Here is a 14,628-nt window from a genome sequence, read left to right on the forward strand (position 1 = left end):
AAAGCCGGCGGCGCCGGCTTCTCTCGTGATTCGATCCTGATCAGTTCGCGGCCGAAGCGGCGCCTTCCGGGGCCTTCGGCTCCTCGAACTTGCCGCCGCCGGCATTGGCCATGTGGGCCACTGCGCGGGCGATCTCCAGATCGCTGTGATCGCCGCCGCCCTGGGCGCCCATGTTGCCCTTGCCCTTCAGCGCGGAGTTCACCAGCGCCTCGAAGCCCTGGCCCAGGCGCGGGCCCCAGGCACCGGCATCGCCGAACTTCGGCGCACCGACCAGGCCGGCTTCGTGGCAGGCGGCGCATTGCGCCTTGTAGACCTGCTCGCCGGTCTTCAGCGGGCCGCCTTCGAGCTTGATCGCCACCTTGGCGACCGGACGGATGCGCTCGGCCACCGCCTGCTCGCTCATCGCTTCGCTGCCGGCGCCATCGCGCCGGTCGCTGCCGACATCGCGCACCAGCAGCGCGATCACGAAGATCGGGACCAGGAAAGCGAAGATCACCGCCAGGATCAGCTGCTTCGGGGTCTTGATCGGGCTATGGTGCTCGTCGTGGTGTTGGCTCATGGGTTCCTCGGGCTGCACGGGAATGTTGGAAAGCGGTGAGGGCGCGGCTCTCTGGCGGTGGGATGGCCGGGGCGCAAAACCTGCGAATTATAGTCCGCTGCCCGACGGGGATTTGTTGCATGCACGCAGCGCTGCAAACAATGCTAGAATCGCAATCTCCGCGCCCGTAGCTCAGTGGATAGAGTATTGGCCTCCGAAGCCAAGGGTCGCTGGTTCGATCCCAGCCGGGCGCGCCACCGAATGATTTCGACATCGACGCCAACCGCCAAAAACGGTTGGCGTTGCTGTTTCCGGACCCGGGTCCGGGCAAGGAGTCTCGTGCGATGAGCGAAGCCAGCATGACCTGCCGGATTCTCGGCGTCCATGTCGCGACAGTGCGGCCGCTGCGGGTGGCGGGCGGGCGCACCGTCATGTCAGGCATCGGCAAGCAGGCGGTGGCGAGCGGCTTCTGCCGGGTCGGGCCGCTCGGTCTCGATGGCGACGAGCAGGCCGATCCCACGGTCCACGGCGGTCTGGCCAAGGCGGTCTATGCCTATCCTTCGGAGCATGCGGCCCTGTGGCGCCAGGCGCGCCTGGAGGCTGGCGTGGCCTCGCTGTGGGAGCATGACGATGAGACCGCCGGCGCGTCGGCCAGCCTGGTCGGCGAGAACCTGGCGCTGGCCGGCCTGCTCGAGAGCCAGGTCTGGATCGGCGACCGGCTGCGGTTGCCCGACTGCGAGCTGGTGGTGACCGAGCCGCGTTTTCCCTGCTTCAAGTTCAATGCCGCGATGGGCTGGAACGGTGCGGCCCGGCAGATGGCGCGCACCGGTGCCTGCGGCTGGTACCTGTCGGTGGCGCGTGCCGGCAGTCTGGCCGCCGGCCAGATGGCCGAGCTGGTGCCGGGGCCGCGCCGTGTACGGCTGTCCGAGGTCTTTGCGGCGCAGGTGCGCCGCCGGGTCGAGCTCTGACCAGGGCTTCCTGAACGGTCCCTGAAGCGCAGGGTTCCGTGCCCCATACCGAGGTCCAGTGCGGTTCCCAGTGAACTTCGTCACGATTGCAATGTCACCGGCCACCGACTAACCTGCCCGGGCATCCCCCCCTCCGGCCCGGGCAGCCTGGTGCCGGTGACACTTCGACCTGAAGGAAAAGAGACCATGGGACTGATGAGTTTCATCAAGGAAGCCGGCGAGAAGCTGTTCGGCAAGGACGATCCCGAGAAGGCCGCCGCCGAGGTCGCCACCGCTCCGGATCCGGCCGCCGCGCAGGCCCGCCTGGCCGCCGCGAACGAGAACGCCGCCCGCGCGATCGAGAAGTACATCGACACCCAGGGCCTGAAGGTCGACGGGCTGCAGGTCGCCTTCGACGGCACGACCTGCCAGGCCACCGTCAGCGGCTGCGCGCCCGACCAGGCCACCAAGGAAAAGGTGCTGCTGTGCTGCGGCAATGTCGCCGGCGTGACCGGCGTCAACGACATGCTGACCGTGACCGAGCCGGCCGACGAGTCGCGCTGGCACACCGTCGTGCGCGGCGACACGCTGTCGGGCATCGCCAAGGCGATGTACGGCAACGCCAATGCCTACATGAAGATCTTCGAGGCCAACAAGCCGATGCTGGGCCACCCGGACAAGATCTATCCGGGCCAGGTGCTGCGCATTCCCGCCTGAGCGCGGTCGGTGCCGGGCGTGTTCGGCCGCGCGGCACCACCCAGCGCGGCCAGTCGCCCGGGATGGCGTGGCGCTGGACTTGACGCACATGACTCACGCTAGCCATCCCGACTGCCCGGCCGCAGCTGCAGCCGGCGCTCCGCGCTCAGGTAGGGCCACAGCAGCGCCATCGCCTGCCGGGTGCCGCGCCGCACCGCGGCCTCGGCGTTGTCGGGCTCGAGCGCGCGGCGCGGGTCGCGCACATATTCGTAGCTCAGCCAGTAGGTCAGCAGCACGATGATCGAGGTGGCCAGCGCATCGGCATCTTCCGGCCCGATCGGCGCGCCGTCGAGAATGCACAGCCGCGCGACCCGCTCGCGCACCGCAGCCTGCTGCAGCGCCAGCGCCGCCTGGCAGCGGGTCTCGAGCTGGCGGTTGCGGGTCAGCAGGTCGTTGAGATCGCGGAAGATGAAGCGGTAGTCCCAGGCCAGGCGCAGCAGCGCCGGCACCAGCAGCCAGGCGCCCTCGGCATCGTCGGCCGGGCCGGCGGCGTCCAGCGCCCCGGCCAGCGCCTGCTCGTAGCGGCCGACCAGCGCATTGACCAGCGCCTCCTTGGCCGGGTAGTGGTAGTACAGGTTGCCGGGGCTGATGCCCAGCTCGGCCGCGAGCGCGTTGGTCGAGACATTGGGCTCGCCGTAGCGGTTGAACAGCGCCAGCGTGTGGTCGAGGATGCGCTCGGCGGTGCGCCGGGGGGCCTTCTTGGCGCGGTCGGTCATGGTGTCGTGCAGAGTCTCCGGGCGCCAATCTAGCACCGCGCTGGTGCCTGATTGCCCCGGGTTTGCCTCTGCATGGCGCGTGCCCGCAGCGGCCGCGTGGTCGCGCCGCTCGGGGATCACGGGCCCGGGCGGTCCAGGTCGGAGGCGTCGTGGCGTTCCGGGCACTGGTCTGCCGGATCGCCGAAGGTGCGGTTGACCCGCCGGCCGCGCTGCACCGCGGGCCGTGCGCCCACCTCGTCGGCCCAGCGGCGCAGATGCGTGTACTGCTCGACCTGCAGGAACTCGCCCGCGCCGTAGAGCAGGCCCTGCGCCATCTGCCCGTACCAGGGCCAGATCGCGATGTCGGCCACCGTGTAGTCGTCGCCGGCGATGTGGCGCCGGGTGGCCAGCAGCCGGTCGAGCACATCGAGCTGGCGCTTGGTCTCCATCGCGTAGCGGTTGATCGGGTACTCGAGCTTTTCCGGCGCGTAGGCATAGAAATGCCCGAAGCCGCCGCCGACGAAGGGCGCGCTGCCCATCTGCCAGAACAGCCACGACAGGCATTCGGCGCGCGCGGCCGGCGCGGCGGGCAGCAAGGCGCCGAACTTCTCGGCCAGATGCACCAGGATCGCGCCGGACTCGAAGACCCGGATCGGCTCGGGGCCGCTGCGGTCGACCAGCGCCGGGATCTTCGAGTTCGGATTGACCTCGACGAAGCCGCTGCCGAACTGCTCGCCGTCGCCGATCTTCACCAGCCAGGCGTCGTATTCCGCGCCGGCATGGCCCAGCGCGAGCAGCTCCTCCAGCATCACCGTGACCTTCACGCCATTGGGCGTGCCCAGCGAGTAGAGCTGCAGCGGATGGCGCCCGACCGGCAGCGCCCGCTCGTGCGTGGCGCCGGCCACCGGCCGGTTGATGCTGGCGAACTTGCCGCCGCTGGCGGTGTTCCAGGTCCAGATGGCGGGCGGGGTCCAGGGCGTGTCGGAGGAGGTGGAGGTCATGGCAGGTGTCGACAGGATCGGTCGGGGGTGGGGCAGGGCGTCCGGCCACTCTACGGGAAGCGCGCCGCGCCTGCAGGACCAGGGGCGGCTGCCTACAATCCCTGCCCGATGACCCCCGCAATCTCCTTCCAGCAGGTCGGCAAGACCTTCCAGACCCCGCGCGGACCGCTGCAGGCGCTCGACGGCGTCAGCCTCGACATCGCGCAGGGCGAGTTCTTCGGGCTGCTCGGGCCCAACGGCGCGGGCAAGACCACGCTGATCAGCATCCTGGCGGGGCTGGCGCGCGCCACCTCCGGCCGGGTCGAGGTGATGGGCCATGAGGTGGTGGCCGACTACGCCGCGGCGCGCAGGTCGCTGGGCATCGTGCCGCAGGAGCTGGTGTTCGATCCCTTCTTCTCTGTGCGCGAGACGCTGAGGATCCAGAGCGGCTATTTCGGCGTGAAGGGCAACGACGCCTGGATCGACGAGCTGCTCGAGGGCCTGGGCCTGGCCGACAAGGCCGGCGCCAACATGCGCCAGCTGTCGGGCGGCATGAAGCGTCGGGTGCTGGTGGCGCAGGCGCTGGTTCACCGCCCGCCGGTGATCGTGCTCGACGAGCCGACCGCCGGCGTCGACGTCGAGCTGCGCCAGACGCTGTGGCAGTTCGTCGCCCGGCTCAACCGCGAGGGCCACACCGTGCTGCTGACGACGCACTACCTGGAGGAGGCCGAGGCGCTGTGCGGGCGCATCGCGATGCTCAAGCAGGGTCGCATCGTCGCGCTCGACCGCACCAGCGCGCTGCTGGGCGCGGCCTCCAGCACGATGCTGCGCTTCAAGACCGACGACGCGCTGCCGGCCGATCTGGCCGCGCAGGCGCGCATCACCGGCCGCATCGCCCAGGTCAAGGCGCGCGACGCCGCCGATGTCGAGCAGTTGCTGGCGCGGCTGCGCGCCGCCGGCGTGCGGGTGGAGGACCTCGAGATCGGCCGCGCCGACCTCGAGGATGTGTTCCTGGAGATCATGCAGGGAGGCCGGGCATGAGCGCCGTCGCCAGTTCGCGTTTCGCCGGGGCCGGCACGCTGTTCCGCAAGGAGGTGCTGCGCTTCTGGAAGGTCAGCTTCCAGACGGTGGCCGCGCCGGTGCTCACCGCGCTGCTCTACCTGCTGATCTTCGGCCATGTGCTCGAGGACCATGTGAAGGTCTACGAGGCGGTCAGCTATACCAGCTTCCTGGTGCCGGGTCTGGTGATGATGAGCGTGCTGCAGAACGCCTTCGCCAACAGCTCGTCCAGCCTGATCCAGAGCAAGATCACCGGCAACCTGGTCTTCCTGCTGGTGGCGCCGCTGAGCCACTGGGCCTGGTTCGTGGCCTATGCGGGCGCCTCGGTGGTGCGCGGGCTGGTGGTGGGCGCGGGCGTGCTGGCGGTGACCGCCGGCTTCGCGCATCTGCGCCTGGCCGAGCCGCTGTGGGTGCTGGTCTTCGCGCTGCTGGGCGCGGGCATGCTGGGCACGCTCGGCCTGATCGCCGGGCTGTGGGCGGAGAAGTTCGATCAGCTCGCCGCCTTCCAGAACTTCATCATCATGCCGATGACCTTTCTCTCGGGCGTCTTCTACTCGGTGCACTCGCTGCCCGGCATCTGGCAGCAGGTGAGCCACCTCAACCCGTTCTTCTACATGATCGACGGCTTCCGGCACGGCTTCTTCGGGGTGAGCGACGTGTCGCCCTGGACCAGCCTGGCGGTGGTGGGAACCAGCTTCGCGGTGGTCTCGGCGATCGCGCTGAGGCTGCTGGCCAGCGGCTACAAGCTGCGGCACTGAAGCCGAACGGCTGCCGCATCCAGGCCGAAGCGCTCCTTTTTCACGCTGCCGCTACAATCCGACCCATCATGGCTGATCCCACCCCCGCCCAGGTCCGCGACTACATCGCTGCGGGCCTCCCCTGCGAGCACCTCGATGTCGAGGGCGACGGCCGGCATTTCTTCGCGACGATCGTCTCGGCGAGCTTCGAGGGCAAGCTGCGTGTCGCACGCCACCAGCTGGTCTACAAGGCCCTGGGCGAGCGCATGCGCGAGGAAATCCACGCGCTGTCGATGAAGACGCTCACCCCGGCCGAATGGGCCGTCCAGGCCGGCCAGGGCGCCGGCACCGCCTCCCACCCGCATCACTGATTGCCCGCGCGCGGCGGCAGGCCGCGGCGCGGGCGCCAGACGGGCCGGTGCTTCCGGCCTCTGGTCGTCCGCCCGCCCGGGGCTGTGCCGGACGCATTCTCCGCTCCCCCTCACACCACGCCTGCCCATGGACAAGCTCCTGATCCGCGGCGGCCGCACCCTCCAGGGTGAGGTCACGATTTCCGGCGCGAAGAACGCCGCCCTGCCGGAGCTGTGCGCCGCGCTGCTCACGCCCGAGCCGGTGACGCTGGCCAATGTGCCGCTGCTCAAGGACGTCTCGACGACGCTGAAGGTGCTGGCGCAGCTCGGCGCCAGCTCGGTGCGCGATCCGGCCGACGCGTCGGTGGTCACCGTCGACGCCTCCAGCATCACCTCGACCGAGGCGACCTACGATCTGGTCAAGACGATGCGCGCCTCCATCCTGGTGCTGGGGCCGCTCTTGGCGCGCTTCGGCATCGCGCGGGTGTCGCTGCCCGGCGGCTGCGCGATCGGCTCGCGCCCGGTGGACCAGCACATCAAGGGCCTGCGCGCGATGGGCGCGGAGATCCGCGTCGAGCACGGCTACATCCACGCCACCGCCCGCCGCCTGAAGGGCGCGCGCATCACCACCGACATGGTGACGGTCACCGGCACCGAGAACCTGCTGATGGCCGCGACGCTGGCCGAGGGCGAGACGATTCTCGAGAACGCCGCGCAGGAGCCCGAGATCACCGACCTGGTCGACCTGCTGGTGTCGATGGGCGCGCAGATCGAGGGCCGCGGCACCAGCCGGCTGCGCATCACCGGCGTCGAGCGCCTGCATGCGCCGGCCGCACCGCACCGCATCATCCCGGACCGCATCGAGACCGGCACCTTCCTGTGCGCGGTGGCGGCCACCGGCGGCGACGTGACGCTGCGCCGCGCCGACGCCAGCCACCTCGACGCGGTGATCGACAAGCTGCGCGAGGCCGGCGTGACGATCGAGCACGGCGCCGACTGGATCCGCGTCGCGGCCAGCCAGCGTCCGAAGGCGGTGAGCTTCCGCACCAGCGAGCATCCGCTGTTCCCGACCGACATGCAGGCGCAGTTCATGGCGGTGAACTGCATCGCCGAGGGCGTGGCACGCGTCACCGAGACGATCTTCGAGAACCGCTTCATGCACGTCAACGAGCTGGTGCGGCTCGGGGCGCACATCGCCGTCGACGGCCACACCGCCATCGTCGAGGGCATCCCGAAGCTGTCGGGCGCCACCGTGATGGCCACCGATCTGCGCGCCTCGGCCAGCCTGGTCATCGCCGGCCTGGTCGCAGAAGGCGCGACGACCGTCGACCGCATCTACCACCTCGACCGCGGCTATGACGCGATGGAAGTGAAACTGCGCGCCATCGGCGCCGACATCGAAAGGATTCCGGGATGAGCGACATGATCACGCTCGCGCTGTCGAAGGGCCGCATCTTCGAGGAGACGCTGCCGCTGCTGGCCGCCGCCGGCATCGAGGTGCTCGAAGACCCGGAGAAGTCCCGCAAGCTCATCCTGCCGACCAACCGTGCCGACGTGCAGGTGGTGCTGGTGCGTGCCACGGACGTGCCGACCTATGTCGAGCATGGCGGCGCCGACCTCGGCGTGGCGGGCAAGGACGTGCTGATCGAGCACGGCGGCGAGGGCCTGTACCAGCCGCTGGACCTGAAGATCGCGCGCTGCCGCATGAGCGTGGCGGTGCGCGAGGGCTTCGACTACGAGGCCGCGGTGCGCCAGGGCTCGCGCATCCGCGTGGCCACCAAGTACACCACCATCGCGCGCCAGCACTTCGCCGACAAGGGCGTGCATGTCGACCTGATCAAGCTCTACGGCTCGATGGAGCTGGCGCCGCTGACGGGTCTGGCCGACGCGATCGTCGACCTGGTCTCCACCGGCAAGACGCTCAAGGCCAACCAGCTGGTCGAGGTCGAGCCCTTCATGGAGATCTCCTCGCGCCTGGTGGTGAACCAGGCCGCGCTGAAGCTCAAGCGCGACCGGCTGCGTCCGCTGATCGACGCCTTCGCCGCCGCGATACCGAAAGACTGATTCCCTTCGCTCCACCCTCACGGAAACCGCCATGCCTCCCGTCGCCGTCCGTCACCTGAACACCACCAGCGCCGATTTCGAGACCGAGTTCAAGCGCGTGCTGCACTGGTCGGCGGAGACGGACCATGCGATCGAGGAGCGCGTCGCCGCGATCCTCGAGGACGTGCGCACCCGCGGCGACGCGGCGGTGCTCGAGTACACCGCGCGCTTCGACGCGCTGGAGGCGCCCTCGGTCGCCGCGCTCGAGCTGACCCGCGAGGAGCTGCAGCGCGCCTTCGACGCCATCACGCCGGCGCAGCGCAGCGCGCTGGAGTCGGCCGCGAAGCGCGTGCGCGCCTACCACGAGCGCCAGCTGCAGGCCTGCGGCCTGAGCTGGTCCTACCGCGACGAGGACGGCACGCTGCTGGGCCAGAAGGTCACGCCGCTGGACCGCGTCGGCATCTACGTGCCCGGCGGCAAGGCGGCCTATCCGTCGTCGGTGCTGATGAACGCGATTCCCGCCCATGTGGCTGGCGTGTCCGACATCGTCATGGTCGTGCCGACGCCGCGCGGCGAGAAGAACGCGCTGGTGCTGGCCGCCGCCTACGTGGCCGGTGTGAGCCGCGCCTTCACGATCGGCGGCGCGCAGGCGGTGGGCGCGCTGGCGCACGGCACCGCCACCGTGCCGCGCGTCGACAAGATCACCGGCCCGGGCAACGCCTATGTGGCCAGCGCCAAGCGCCGCGTCTTCGGCCAGGTCGGCATCGATATGATCGCCGGCCCCTCCGAGATCCTGGTGCTGGCCGACGGCACGACGCCGCCGGACTGGGTGGCGATGGACCTCTTCAGCCAGGCCGAGCACGACGAGCTGGCGCAGAGCATCCTGCTGTGCCCGGACGCCGGCTACATCGCCCAGGTGCAGGCGTCGATCGACCGCCTGATCGACGGCATGCCGCGCCGCGACGTCATCCGCGCTTCGCTGGAGGGCCGCGGCGCGCTGATCCTGACCCGCGACATGGAAGAGGCCTGCGCGATCAGCAACCGCATCGCGCCCGAGCACCTCGAGGTCAGCTCGGCCGAGCCGCACCGCTGGGAGCCGCTGCTGCGCCACGCCGGCGCGATCTTCCTCGGCGCCTACACCAGCGAGTCCCTGGGCGACTACTGCGCCGGCCCGAACCATGTGCTGCCGACCTCCGGCACCGCACGCTTCAGCTCGCCGCTGGGCGTCTACGACTTCCAGAAGCGCTCCAGCCTGATCGAGGTGAGCGAGGCCGGCGCGCAGCAGCTCGGCCCCATCGCCGCCGAGCTGGCCTATGGCGAGGGCCTGCAGGCGCATGCGCAGGCCGCCGAGTTCCGCCTGAAGCGCGCTGAATGAACCGGAGTTCCGAGATGACTGCTTCCTCTTCCGCCGCGCTGCTCCCCGAGCGCCTGCAGACCATCCTGCGCAACGATGTGCAGGGCATGCACGCCTACGCGGTGCAGCCCAGCGCCGGCTTCATCAAGCTCGACGCGATGGAAAATCCCTTCCCGCTGCCGCCCGAGCTGCAGGCCGAGCTGGGCCGGCGCCTGGGTGCAGTGGCGATCAACCGCTATCCCGGCGAGCGCATCGACACGCTGAAGGCCGCGCTGGCCGCGCATGTCGGGCTGCCCGAGGGCTGCGCGCTGATGCTGGGCAACGGCTCGGACGAGCTGATCTCGCTCCTGGCGATGGCCTGCGACCGCCCCGGCGCGACCATCCTGGCGCCGGTGCCCGGCTTCGTGATGTACGCGATGTCGGCGCAGCTGCAGGGGCTGGAGTTCGTCGGCGTGCCGCTGACGCCCGATTTCGAGCTGGACGAGACCGCGATGCTCGAGGCCATCGAGCTGCACCGCCCGGCCATCACCTACATCGCCTACCCGAACAACCCGACCGCCAACCTGTTCGACGACGCGGTGATCGAGCGCATCGTCGCCGCGGTCGGCCGCCAGAACGGCCTGGTCGTGTTCGACGAGGCCTACCAGCCCTTCGCGTCGCGCTCGTGGATGGCACGCGCCGGCGAGTTCGACCATGTGCTGGTGATGCGCACGCTGAGCAAGTTCGGCCTGGCCGGCGTGCGCCTGGGCTACATGGTGGGACCTGCCGCGCTGATCGGCGAGATCGACAAGGTGCGCCCGCCCTACAACGTCAGCGTGCTCAACGCCGAGGCGGCGCTGTTTGCGCTCGAGCATGCCGACGAGTACGCCGCCCAGGCCGCCCTGCTGCGCCAGGAGCGCGAGCGGCTGCAGGCGGCGCTGCGCGAGATGCCGGGCGTGAAGGCCTGGCCGAGCGAGGCCAACATGATCCTGGTGCGGGTCGCCGATTCGAAGGCCGCCTTCGAGGGCATGAAGCGCCAGGGCGTGCTGATCAAGCATGTCGCCGCGCTGCATCCGCTCCTGGCCAACTGCCTGCGCCTGACCGTCGGCACGCCCGACGAGAACGACCGCATGATCGCCGCGCTGCGCGCGTCGCTCTGAGACCCGAGCCCCTCCATGAGCACTGACACCCTGACCCCGGCCGCCGGCGCGGACCGCATCGCCGAGATCCGCCGCGACACCAACGAGACCAAGATCCGCGTGCGCGTCAACCTCGACGGCAGCGGCAAGTCGGTCCTGAAGACCGGCATCGGCTTCTTCGACCACATGCTCGACCAGATCGCCCGTCACGGCATGATCGACCTGGAGATCGAGGCCGACGGCGACCTGCACATCGACGGCCACCACACGGTGGAAGACGTCGGCATCACGCTGGGCATGGCGGTGGCCCGCGCGGTCGGCGACAAGAAGGGCCTGACCCGCTACGGCCACGCCTACGTGCCGCTGGACGAGGCGCTCTCGCGGGTGGTGGTCGACTTCTCGGGCCGTCCGGGCCTGGCGATGGACGTGAAGTTCACCGCCGGCATGATCGGCGCGCTCGACACGCAGCTGGTGTTCGAGTTCTTCCAGGGCTTCGTCAACCATGCGCTGGTCAGCCTGCATGTCGACAACCTGAAGGGCCACAACGCGCACCACCAGTGCGAGACGATCTTCAAGGCCTTCGGCCGCGCGATCCGCATGGCGATCACGCCCGATCCGCGCTCGGCCGGCGTGATTCCGTCGACCAAGGGATGCCTCTGACATGAGCCAACGAACTGTCGCCGTCGTCGATTACGGCATGGGCAACCTGCGCTCGGTGTCGCAGGCGGTGATGCACGTCGCGCAGGGCTCCGGGCTGGAGGTGGTCGTCACCTCGCGCCCCGAGGAGGTGCGGGCCGCCGAGCGGGTGGTGCTGCCCGGCCAGGGCGCGATGCGCGACTGCATGCGCGAGCTGCACGACTCGGGCCTGAAGGACGCCGTGCTCGAAGCCGCCGCGACCAAGCCGCTGATGGGCGTGTGCGTCGGGATGCAGATGCTGCTCGACCACTCGGAGGAGCAGGACACGCCGGGCCTGGGGCTGATTCCCGGACGCGTCATCCGCTTCCGCCTGGACGGCCGCCTGCAGCCCGACGGCAGCCGCTTCAAGGTGCCGCAGATGGGCTGGAACCGGGTGCGCCAGCTGGCGCATGACGGCGCGGTCCATCCGGTCTGGGCCGGCGTGCCCGACGGTGCCTGGTTCTACTTCGTGCACAGCTACCATGCCTGCCCGGCCGACGCGCGCCACGCCGCCGGCGAGACCGACTACGGCGACGCCTTTACCTGCGCGGTGGCCCGGGATAACATTTTCGCGACCCAGTTCCACCCGGAGAAGAGCGCCGACCACGGCCTGGCGCTCTACCGCAACTTCCTGTCCTGGAAGCCCTGAGCGGCGCCGACCGGCAACTCCCGCGCCTCCCTTCCTCATTCAACCGCAACCTCTGCGTTTCCAGCCATGCTGCTGATTCCGGCGATCGATCTCAAAGACGGCAAGTGTGTCCGCCTCAAACAGGGCGACATGAACGACTCCACCACCTTCGGGGACGATCCGTCCGTCATCGCGCGGCGCTGGCTCGACGCCGGCGGCCGCCGCCTGCACCTGGTCGACCTGAACGGCGCCTTCGCCGGCAAGCCGGTCAACGCCGGCGCGATCAAGTCCATCCTGGCCGAGGTGGGCGGCCGCATCCCGGTGCAGCTCGGCGGCGGCATCCGCGACCTCGACACCATCGAGCGCTACCTGGACGCCGGCATCAGCTACGTCATCATCGGCACCGCCGCGGTCAAGAACCCCGGCCTGCTGCGCGACGCCTGCGCCGCCTTCCCCGGCCACATCATCGTCGGCCTGGATGCCAAGGACGGCAAGGTCGCCACCGACGGCTGGAGCAAGCTGACCGGCCACGAGGTGGTCGATCTGGCGAAGAAGTTCGAGGACTACGGCGTCGAGAGCATCATCTACACCGACATCGGTCGCGACGGCATGCTCTCGGGCATCAACATCGAGGCGACCGTGCGCCTGGCGCAGGCGCTGAAGATCCCGGTGATCGCCTCCGGCGGCCTGTCCAACATCCAGGACATCGAGGCGCTGTGCGCGGTCGAGAAGGAAGGCGTCGAGGGCGTCATCTGCGGCCGCTCGATCTACACCGGCGACCTCGACTTCGCCGCCGGCCAGGCCCGCGCCGACGCGCTGGGCGGCGTGGCGGGCTGATTCCGGGCGCCATGAGCACCGAGGCGACGCCGCCGCGCTGGCAGCTGCGACTGGACAACTATGTCCGGGCGCTGCGGCAGCTGCAGTCGGCGGTGGCGCTGAGCCGGGAGCGTGCGCTCAGCGAGCTGGAGCAGCAGGGGCTGATCCAGGCCTTCGAGTTCACGCACGAGCTGTCCTGGAATGTCATGAAGGACTACGTCGCCTACCAGGGGCAGACCGAGATCATGGGCTCGCGCGACGCCACCCGGGCCGCCTTCGCGATGCAGCTGATCGAGGACCTCGAAGGCTGGATGGAGATGATCGTCAGCCGCAACCAGTCCTCGCACACATTCGACTGTGAGATTGCCGAGCAGATCGCCATGGCTGTCTGTATGCGCTACGCCAGTCTTTTGGGCCGGTTCGCCGACCGGATGCAGCAACTGGTTCAGGTCGAAGCGCGTCTCGATTCTTCCGGCATCTAATCGTTTTTCAAATCAAGCCCCCTCCATGCTCGCCAAACGCATCATTCCCTGCCTGGACGTGACCGGCGGTCGTGTCGTCAAGGGCGTCAACTTCGTCGGCCTACGCGATGCGGGCGACCCGGTCGACATCGCCGCGCGCTACAACGACCAGGGCGCCGACGAGCTGACCTTCCTCGACATCACCGCCACCAGCGACGGCCGTGACCTGATCCTGCACATCATCGAGGCGGTGGCCTCGCAGGTCTTCATCCCGCTGACGGTGGGCGGGGGCGTGCGCACGGTGGCCGATGTGCGCCGGCTGCTCAACGCCGGCGCCGACAAGGTCAGCTTCAACTCGGCGGCGGTGGCCAATCCGCAGGTGATCCGCGAGGCCAGCGACAAGTACGGCTCGCAGTGCATCGTCGTGGCGATCGACGCCAAGCGCCGGGTGGGCGAGGACCTCGCCGCCAAGGGCCCGGGCTGGGACGTCTACACCCACGGCGGGCGCAAGAACATGCACATCGACGCGGTGGCGTGGGCGGCGCAGATGGCGCAGATGGGCGCCGGCGAGATCCTGCTGACCAGCATGGACCGCGACGGCACCAAGATCGGCTTCGACCTCGACCTGACCCGTGCGGTGAGCGATGCGGTGTCGGTGCCGGTGATCGCCTCGGGCGGCGTGGGCAACCTCGACCACCTGGCCGATGGCGTGCAGCAGGGTGGGGCGGATGCGGTGCTGGCAGCCAGCATCTTCCACTACGGCGAGCACACCGTGGGCGAGGCCAAGGCGCTGATGGCGGCGCGCGGGATTCCGGTGCGGCTCTGACGCTGTTTGGGGGTCAGGTGTCGGTCGTGCCGGCGAACGGATCCCAGAGTGCAGTCCTGAACCAGTGCGGCATCTGGTCGGTCTGCAGCTCCATGTCGTCGCCGTCCGTGATTTCCGCGATCCAGGTTCGTGCATGGTTCGAGTTGTCGAACACGTACGCACGGCTGGACTGCTCTACAGCCGCCGGCAGCAATTCCAGCGAGCGGTGGTAGCGGCTGATGACCTGGGTGCGGATGGCCTTCTCGATGTCATCGGCGTTGACGTAGACACCGAGCCACTGAGGCAGCAACGAATCCTTGATGGTGCTTTTGCCCGAGCCGTTCGGGCCAGCGAACACCCGCAGGCGCGGGATGGGTTGACTCATCGTGCTGTTCGGCGGGTCAGGCGCATGCCGCGCTGGACCGGGATCGGGGGCGCCAGCTGCCGCAGCACGCGGTGCTGGCCCGTGACCAGCGTTTCGACCAGCTGTCCGTCGATGGCTTCAACGACCCGGCCTGATGTGGTCAGGGCTTGAAGGTAGGCGCGGTGCACCGCCATCTCGGCCAGTTCGGGGATGCGGGCTTCCATCGACTGCATTCCGGCTTCATCAAGAACATGCGGTGTGGTCATGGCAGTTTCCTCTTGGCGTCGGCGGATTGTCCCATG

Annotated in this window: 19 protein-coding genes and 1 tRNA gene; 15 read left to right on the top strand and 5 right to left on the bottom strand. The window is 69.4% G+C overall.

The genetic code is table 11. From position 1 onward, the window contains the following. Positions 1–40: 40 nt before the first annotated feature. The gene (locus HZU84_RS10445; RefSeq protein WP_149504210.1) at positions 41–559 is read right to left on the bottom strand and encodes a c-type cytochrome; all 519 of its coding nucleotides are present in this window, start codon (positions 557–559) and stop codon (positions 41–43) included. A gap of 160 nt (positions 560–719) precedes the next feature. On the opposite strand from HZU84_RS10445, the gene HZU84_RS10450 reads away from it, so the two are divergent. The 3 genes from HZU84_RS10450 to lysM all read left to right on the top strand — a co-directional run bounded on the left by HZU84_RS10450 (position 720) and on the right by lysM (position 2,202). Then, positions 720–795: transfer RNA gene (locus HZU84_RS10450), tRNA-Arg, on the top strand. Between the two features lie 87 nt (positions 796–882). Continuing rightward, positions 883–1,506, top strand: a complete 624-nt coding sequence (locus HZU84_RS10455; RefSeq protein WP_244954295.1) for an MOSC domain-containing protein — start codon at positions 883–885, stop codon at positions 1,504–1,506. A gap of 186 nt (positions 1,507–1,692) precedes the next feature. After that, entirely contained in the window at positions 1,693–2,202 is a 510-nt protein-coding gene (gene lysM, locus HZU84_RS10460) for a peptidoglycan-binding protein LysM (RefSeq protein ID WP_149504209.1), read from the top strand. 98 nt (positions 2,203–2,300) lie between these two features. Here the strand turns inward: lysM and HZU84_RS10465 are convergent, their stop codons facing one another. Both HZU84_RS10465 and yghU read right to left on the bottom strand, forming a co-directional pair. Next, positions 2,301–2,957, bottom strand: coding sequence for a TetR/AcrR family transcriptional regulator (locus tag HZU84_RS10465; protein WP_149504208.1), 657 nt, complete (start codon positions 2,955–2,957; stop codon positions 2,301–2,303). 116 nt (positions 2,958–3,073) lie between these two features. Continuing rightward, positions 3,074–3,937, bottom strand: coding sequence for a glutathione-dependent disulfide-bond oxidoreductase (gene yghU, locus HZU84_RS10470; RefSeq protein WP_149504207.1), 864 nt, complete (start codon positions 3,935–3,937; stop codon positions 3,074–3,076). Positions 3,938–4,045: 108 nt separating this feature from the next. Here yghU and HZU84_RS10475 point away from each other — a divergent pair, with 108 nt between their 5' ends. The 12 genes from HZU84_RS10475 (at position 4,046) to hisF (ending at position 13,983) form a co-directional block, all read left to right on the top strand. Then, positions 4,046–4,957 (top strand): ABC transporter ATP-binding protein, encoded by a 912-nt coding sequence (locus HZU84_RS10475; protein ID WP_149504206.1) that lies wholly within the window; start codon positions 4,046–4,048, stop codon positions 4,955–4,957. After that, positions 4,954–5,733: an ABC transporter permease gene (locus HZU84_RS10480; RefSeq protein WP_149504205.1), complete on the top strand. Its 780-nt coding sequence runs from the start codon at positions 4,954–4,956 to the stop codon at positions 5,731–5,733. The genes HZU84_RS10475 and HZU84_RS10480 overlap by 4 nt, the downstream gene beginning before the upstream one ends. Positions 5,734–5,801: 68 nt before the next feature. After that, positions 5,802–6,083, top strand: a complete 282-nt coding sequence (locus HZU84_RS10485) for a BolA family protein (RefSeq protein ID WP_149504204.1) — start codon at positions 5,802–5,804, stop codon at positions 6,081–6,083. 127 nt (positions 6,084–6,210) lie between these two features. Then, on the top strand, positions 6,211–7,479 hold the full coding sequence (gene murA / locus HZU84_RS10490) for a UDP-N-acetylglucosamine 1-carboxyvinyltransferase (RefSeq protein WP_149504203.1): 1,269 nt from the start codon (positions 6,211–6,213) through the stop codon (positions 7,477–7,479). Continuing rightward, positions 7,476–8,126: an ATP phosphoribosyltransferase gene (gene hisG, locus HZU84_RS10495; protein ID WP_149504202.1), complete on the top strand. Its 651-nt coding sequence runs from the start codon at positions 7,476–7,478 to the stop codon at positions 8,124–8,126. The genes murA and hisG overlap by 4 nt, the downstream gene beginning before the upstream one ends. Positions 8,127–8,157: 31 nt before the next feature. Then, the gene (hisD, locus tag HZU84_RS10500; RefSeq protein ID WP_149504201.1) at positions 8,158–9,480 is read left to right on the top strand and encodes a histidinol dehydrogenase; all 1,323 of its coding nucleotides are present in this window, start codon (positions 8,158–8,160) and stop codon (positions 9,478–9,480) included. A 14-nt stretch (positions 9,481–9,494) separates the two neighbouring features. Further along, on the top strand, positions 9,495–10,598 hold the full coding sequence (hisC, locus tag HZU84_RS10505; protein ID WP_149504200.1) for a histidinol-phosphate transaminase: 1,104 nt from the start codon (positions 9,495–9,497) through the stop codon (positions 10,596–10,598). A 15-nt stretch (positions 10,599–10,613) separates the two neighbouring features. Further along, positions 10,614–11,237, top strand: a complete 624-nt coding sequence (hisB, locus tag HZU84_RS10510) for an imidazoleglycerol-phosphate dehydratase HisB (protein WP_149504199.1) — start codon at positions 10,614–10,616, stop codon at positions 11,235–11,237. Between the two features lies 1 nt (position 11,238). Next, positions 11,239–11,901 (top strand): imidazole glycerol phosphate synthase subunit HisH, encoded by a 663-nt coding sequence (gene hisH, locus HZU84_RS10515; protein ID WP_149504198.1) that lies wholly within the window; start codon positions 11,239–11,241, stop codon positions 11,899–11,901. Positions 11,902–11,967: 66 nt separating this feature from the next. Continuing rightward, positions 11,968–12,717, top strand: coding sequence for a 1-(5-phosphoribosyl)-5-[(5-phosphoribosylamino)methylideneamino]imidazole-4-carboxamide isomerase (gene hisA, locus HZU84_RS10520; RefSeq protein WP_149504197.1), 750 nt, complete (start codon positions 11,968–11,970; stop codon positions 12,715–12,717). Between the two features lie 11 nt (positions 12,718–12,728). Continuing rightward, entirely contained in the window at positions 12,729–13,178 is a 450-nt protein-coding gene (locus HZU84_RS10525; RefSeq protein ID WP_149504196.1) for a nucleotidyltransferase substrate binding protein, read from the top strand. Between the two features lie 25 nt (positions 13,179–13,203). After that, the gene (gene hisF, locus HZU84_RS10530; protein ID WP_149504195.1) at positions 13,204–13,983 is read left to right on the top strand and encodes an imidazole glycerol phosphate synthase subunit HisF; all 780 of its coding nucleotides are present in this window, start codon (positions 13,204–13,206) and stop codon (positions 13,981–13,983) included. A gap of 13 nt (positions 13,984–13,996) precedes the next feature. On the opposite strand, the gene HZU84_RS10535 is transcribed toward hisF, so the two are convergent. Further along, positions 13,997–14,347: a hypothetical protein gene (locus tag HZU84_RS10535; protein WP_149504194.1), complete on the bottom strand. Its 351-nt coding sequence runs from the start codon at positions 14,345–14,347 to the stop codon at positions 13,997–13,999. Then, complete coding sequence (locus HZU84_RS10540) at positions 14,344–14,592, bottom strand: hypothetical protein (protein WP_149504193.1); 249 nt, start codon at positions 14,590–14,592, stop codon at positions 14,344–14,346. Before HZU84_RS10540 ends, HZU84_RS10535 begins: the two co-directional genes overlap by 4 nt. Between the last annotated feature and the right edge of the window lie 36 nt (positions 14,593–14,628).

The organism is Sphaerotilus sulfidivorans, assembly GCF_013426975.1.
GTDB classification, from domain to species: domain Bacteria; phylum Pseudomonadota; class Gammaproteobacteria; order Burkholderiales; family Burkholderiaceae_C; genus Sphaerotilus; species Sphaerotilus sulfidivorans.

Excerpts from the sequence above, each read along its gene's own strand:
- HZU84_RS10535 (WP_149504194.1), bottom strand. The coding sequence starts at position 14,347 with ATGAGTCAACCCATCCCGCGCCTGCGGGTGTTCGCTGGCCCGAACGGC.
- HZU84_RS10475 (WP_149504206.1), top strand. The coding sequence starts at position 4,046 with ATGACCCCCGCAATCTCCTTCCAGCAGGTCGGCAAGACCTTCCAGACC.
- hisA (WP_149504197.1), top strand. The coding sequence starts at position 11,968 with ATGCTGCTGATTCCGGCGATCGATCTCAAAGACGGCAAGTGTGTCCGC.
- HZU84_RS10540 (WP_149504193.1), bottom strand. The coding sequence starts at position 14,592 with ATGACCACACCGCATGTTCTTGATGAAGCCGGAATGCAGTCGATGGAA.
- hisB (WP_149504199.1), top strand. The coding sequence starts at position 10,614 with ATGAGCACTGACACCCTGACCCCGGCCGCCGGCGCGGACCGCATCGCC.
- HZU84_RS10465 (WP_149504208.1), bottom strand. The coding sequence starts at position 2,957 with ATGACCGACCGCGCCAAGAAGGCCCCCCGGCGCACCGCCGAGCGCATC.
- hisG (WP_149504202.1), top strand. The coding sequence starts at position 7,476 with ATGAGCGACATGATCACGCTCGCGCTGTCGAAGGGCCGCATCTTCGAG.
- hisH (WP_149504198.1), top strand. The coding sequence starts at position 11,239 with ATGAGCCAACGAACTGTCGCCGTCGTCGATTACGGCATGGGCAACCTG.
- hisF (WP_149504195.1), top strand. The coding sequence starts at position 13,204 with ATGCTCGCCAAACGCATCATTCCCTGCCTGGACGTGACCGGCGGTCGT.
- lysM (WP_149504209.1), top strand. The coding sequence starts at position 1,693 with ATGGGACTGATGAGTTTCATCAAGGAAGCCGGCGAGAAGCTGTTCGGC.
- HZU84_RS10525 (WP_149504196.1), top strand. The coding sequence starts at position 12,729 with ATGAGCACCGAGGCGACGCCGCCGCGCTGGCAGCTGCGACTGGACAAC.
- hisC (WP_149504200.1), top strand. The coding sequence starts at position 9,495 with ATGACTGCTTCCTCTTCCGCCGCGCTGCTCCCCGAGCGCCTGCAGACC.
- HZU84_RS10485 (WP_149504204.1), top strand. The coding sequence starts at position 5,802 with ATGGCTGATCCCACCCCCGCCCAGGTCCGCGACTACATCGCTGCGGGC.
- HZU84_RS10480 (WP_149504205.1), top strand. The coding sequence starts at position 4,954 with ATGAGCGCCGTCGCCAGTTCGCGTTTCGCCGGGGCCGGCACGCTGTTC.
- murA (WP_149504203.1), top strand. The coding sequence starts at position 6,211 with ATGGACAAGCTCCTGATCCGCGGCGGCCGCACCCTCCAGGGTGAGGTC.
- hisD (WP_149504201.1), top strand. The coding sequence starts at position 8,158 with ATGCCTCCCGTCGCCGTCCGTCACCTGAACACCACCAGCGCCGATTTC.
- HZU84_RS10445 (WP_149504210.1), bottom strand. The coding sequence starts at position 559 with ATGAGCCAACACCACGACGAGCACCATAGCCCGATCAAGACCCCGAAG.
- yghU (WP_149504207.1), bottom strand. The coding sequence starts at position 3,937 with ATGACCTCCACCTCCTCCGACACGCCCTGGACCCCGCCCGCCATCTGG.
- HZU84_RS10455 (WP_244954295.1), top strand. The coding sequence starts at position 883 with ATGAGCGAAGCCAGCATGACCTGCCGGATTCTCGGCGTCCATGTCGCG.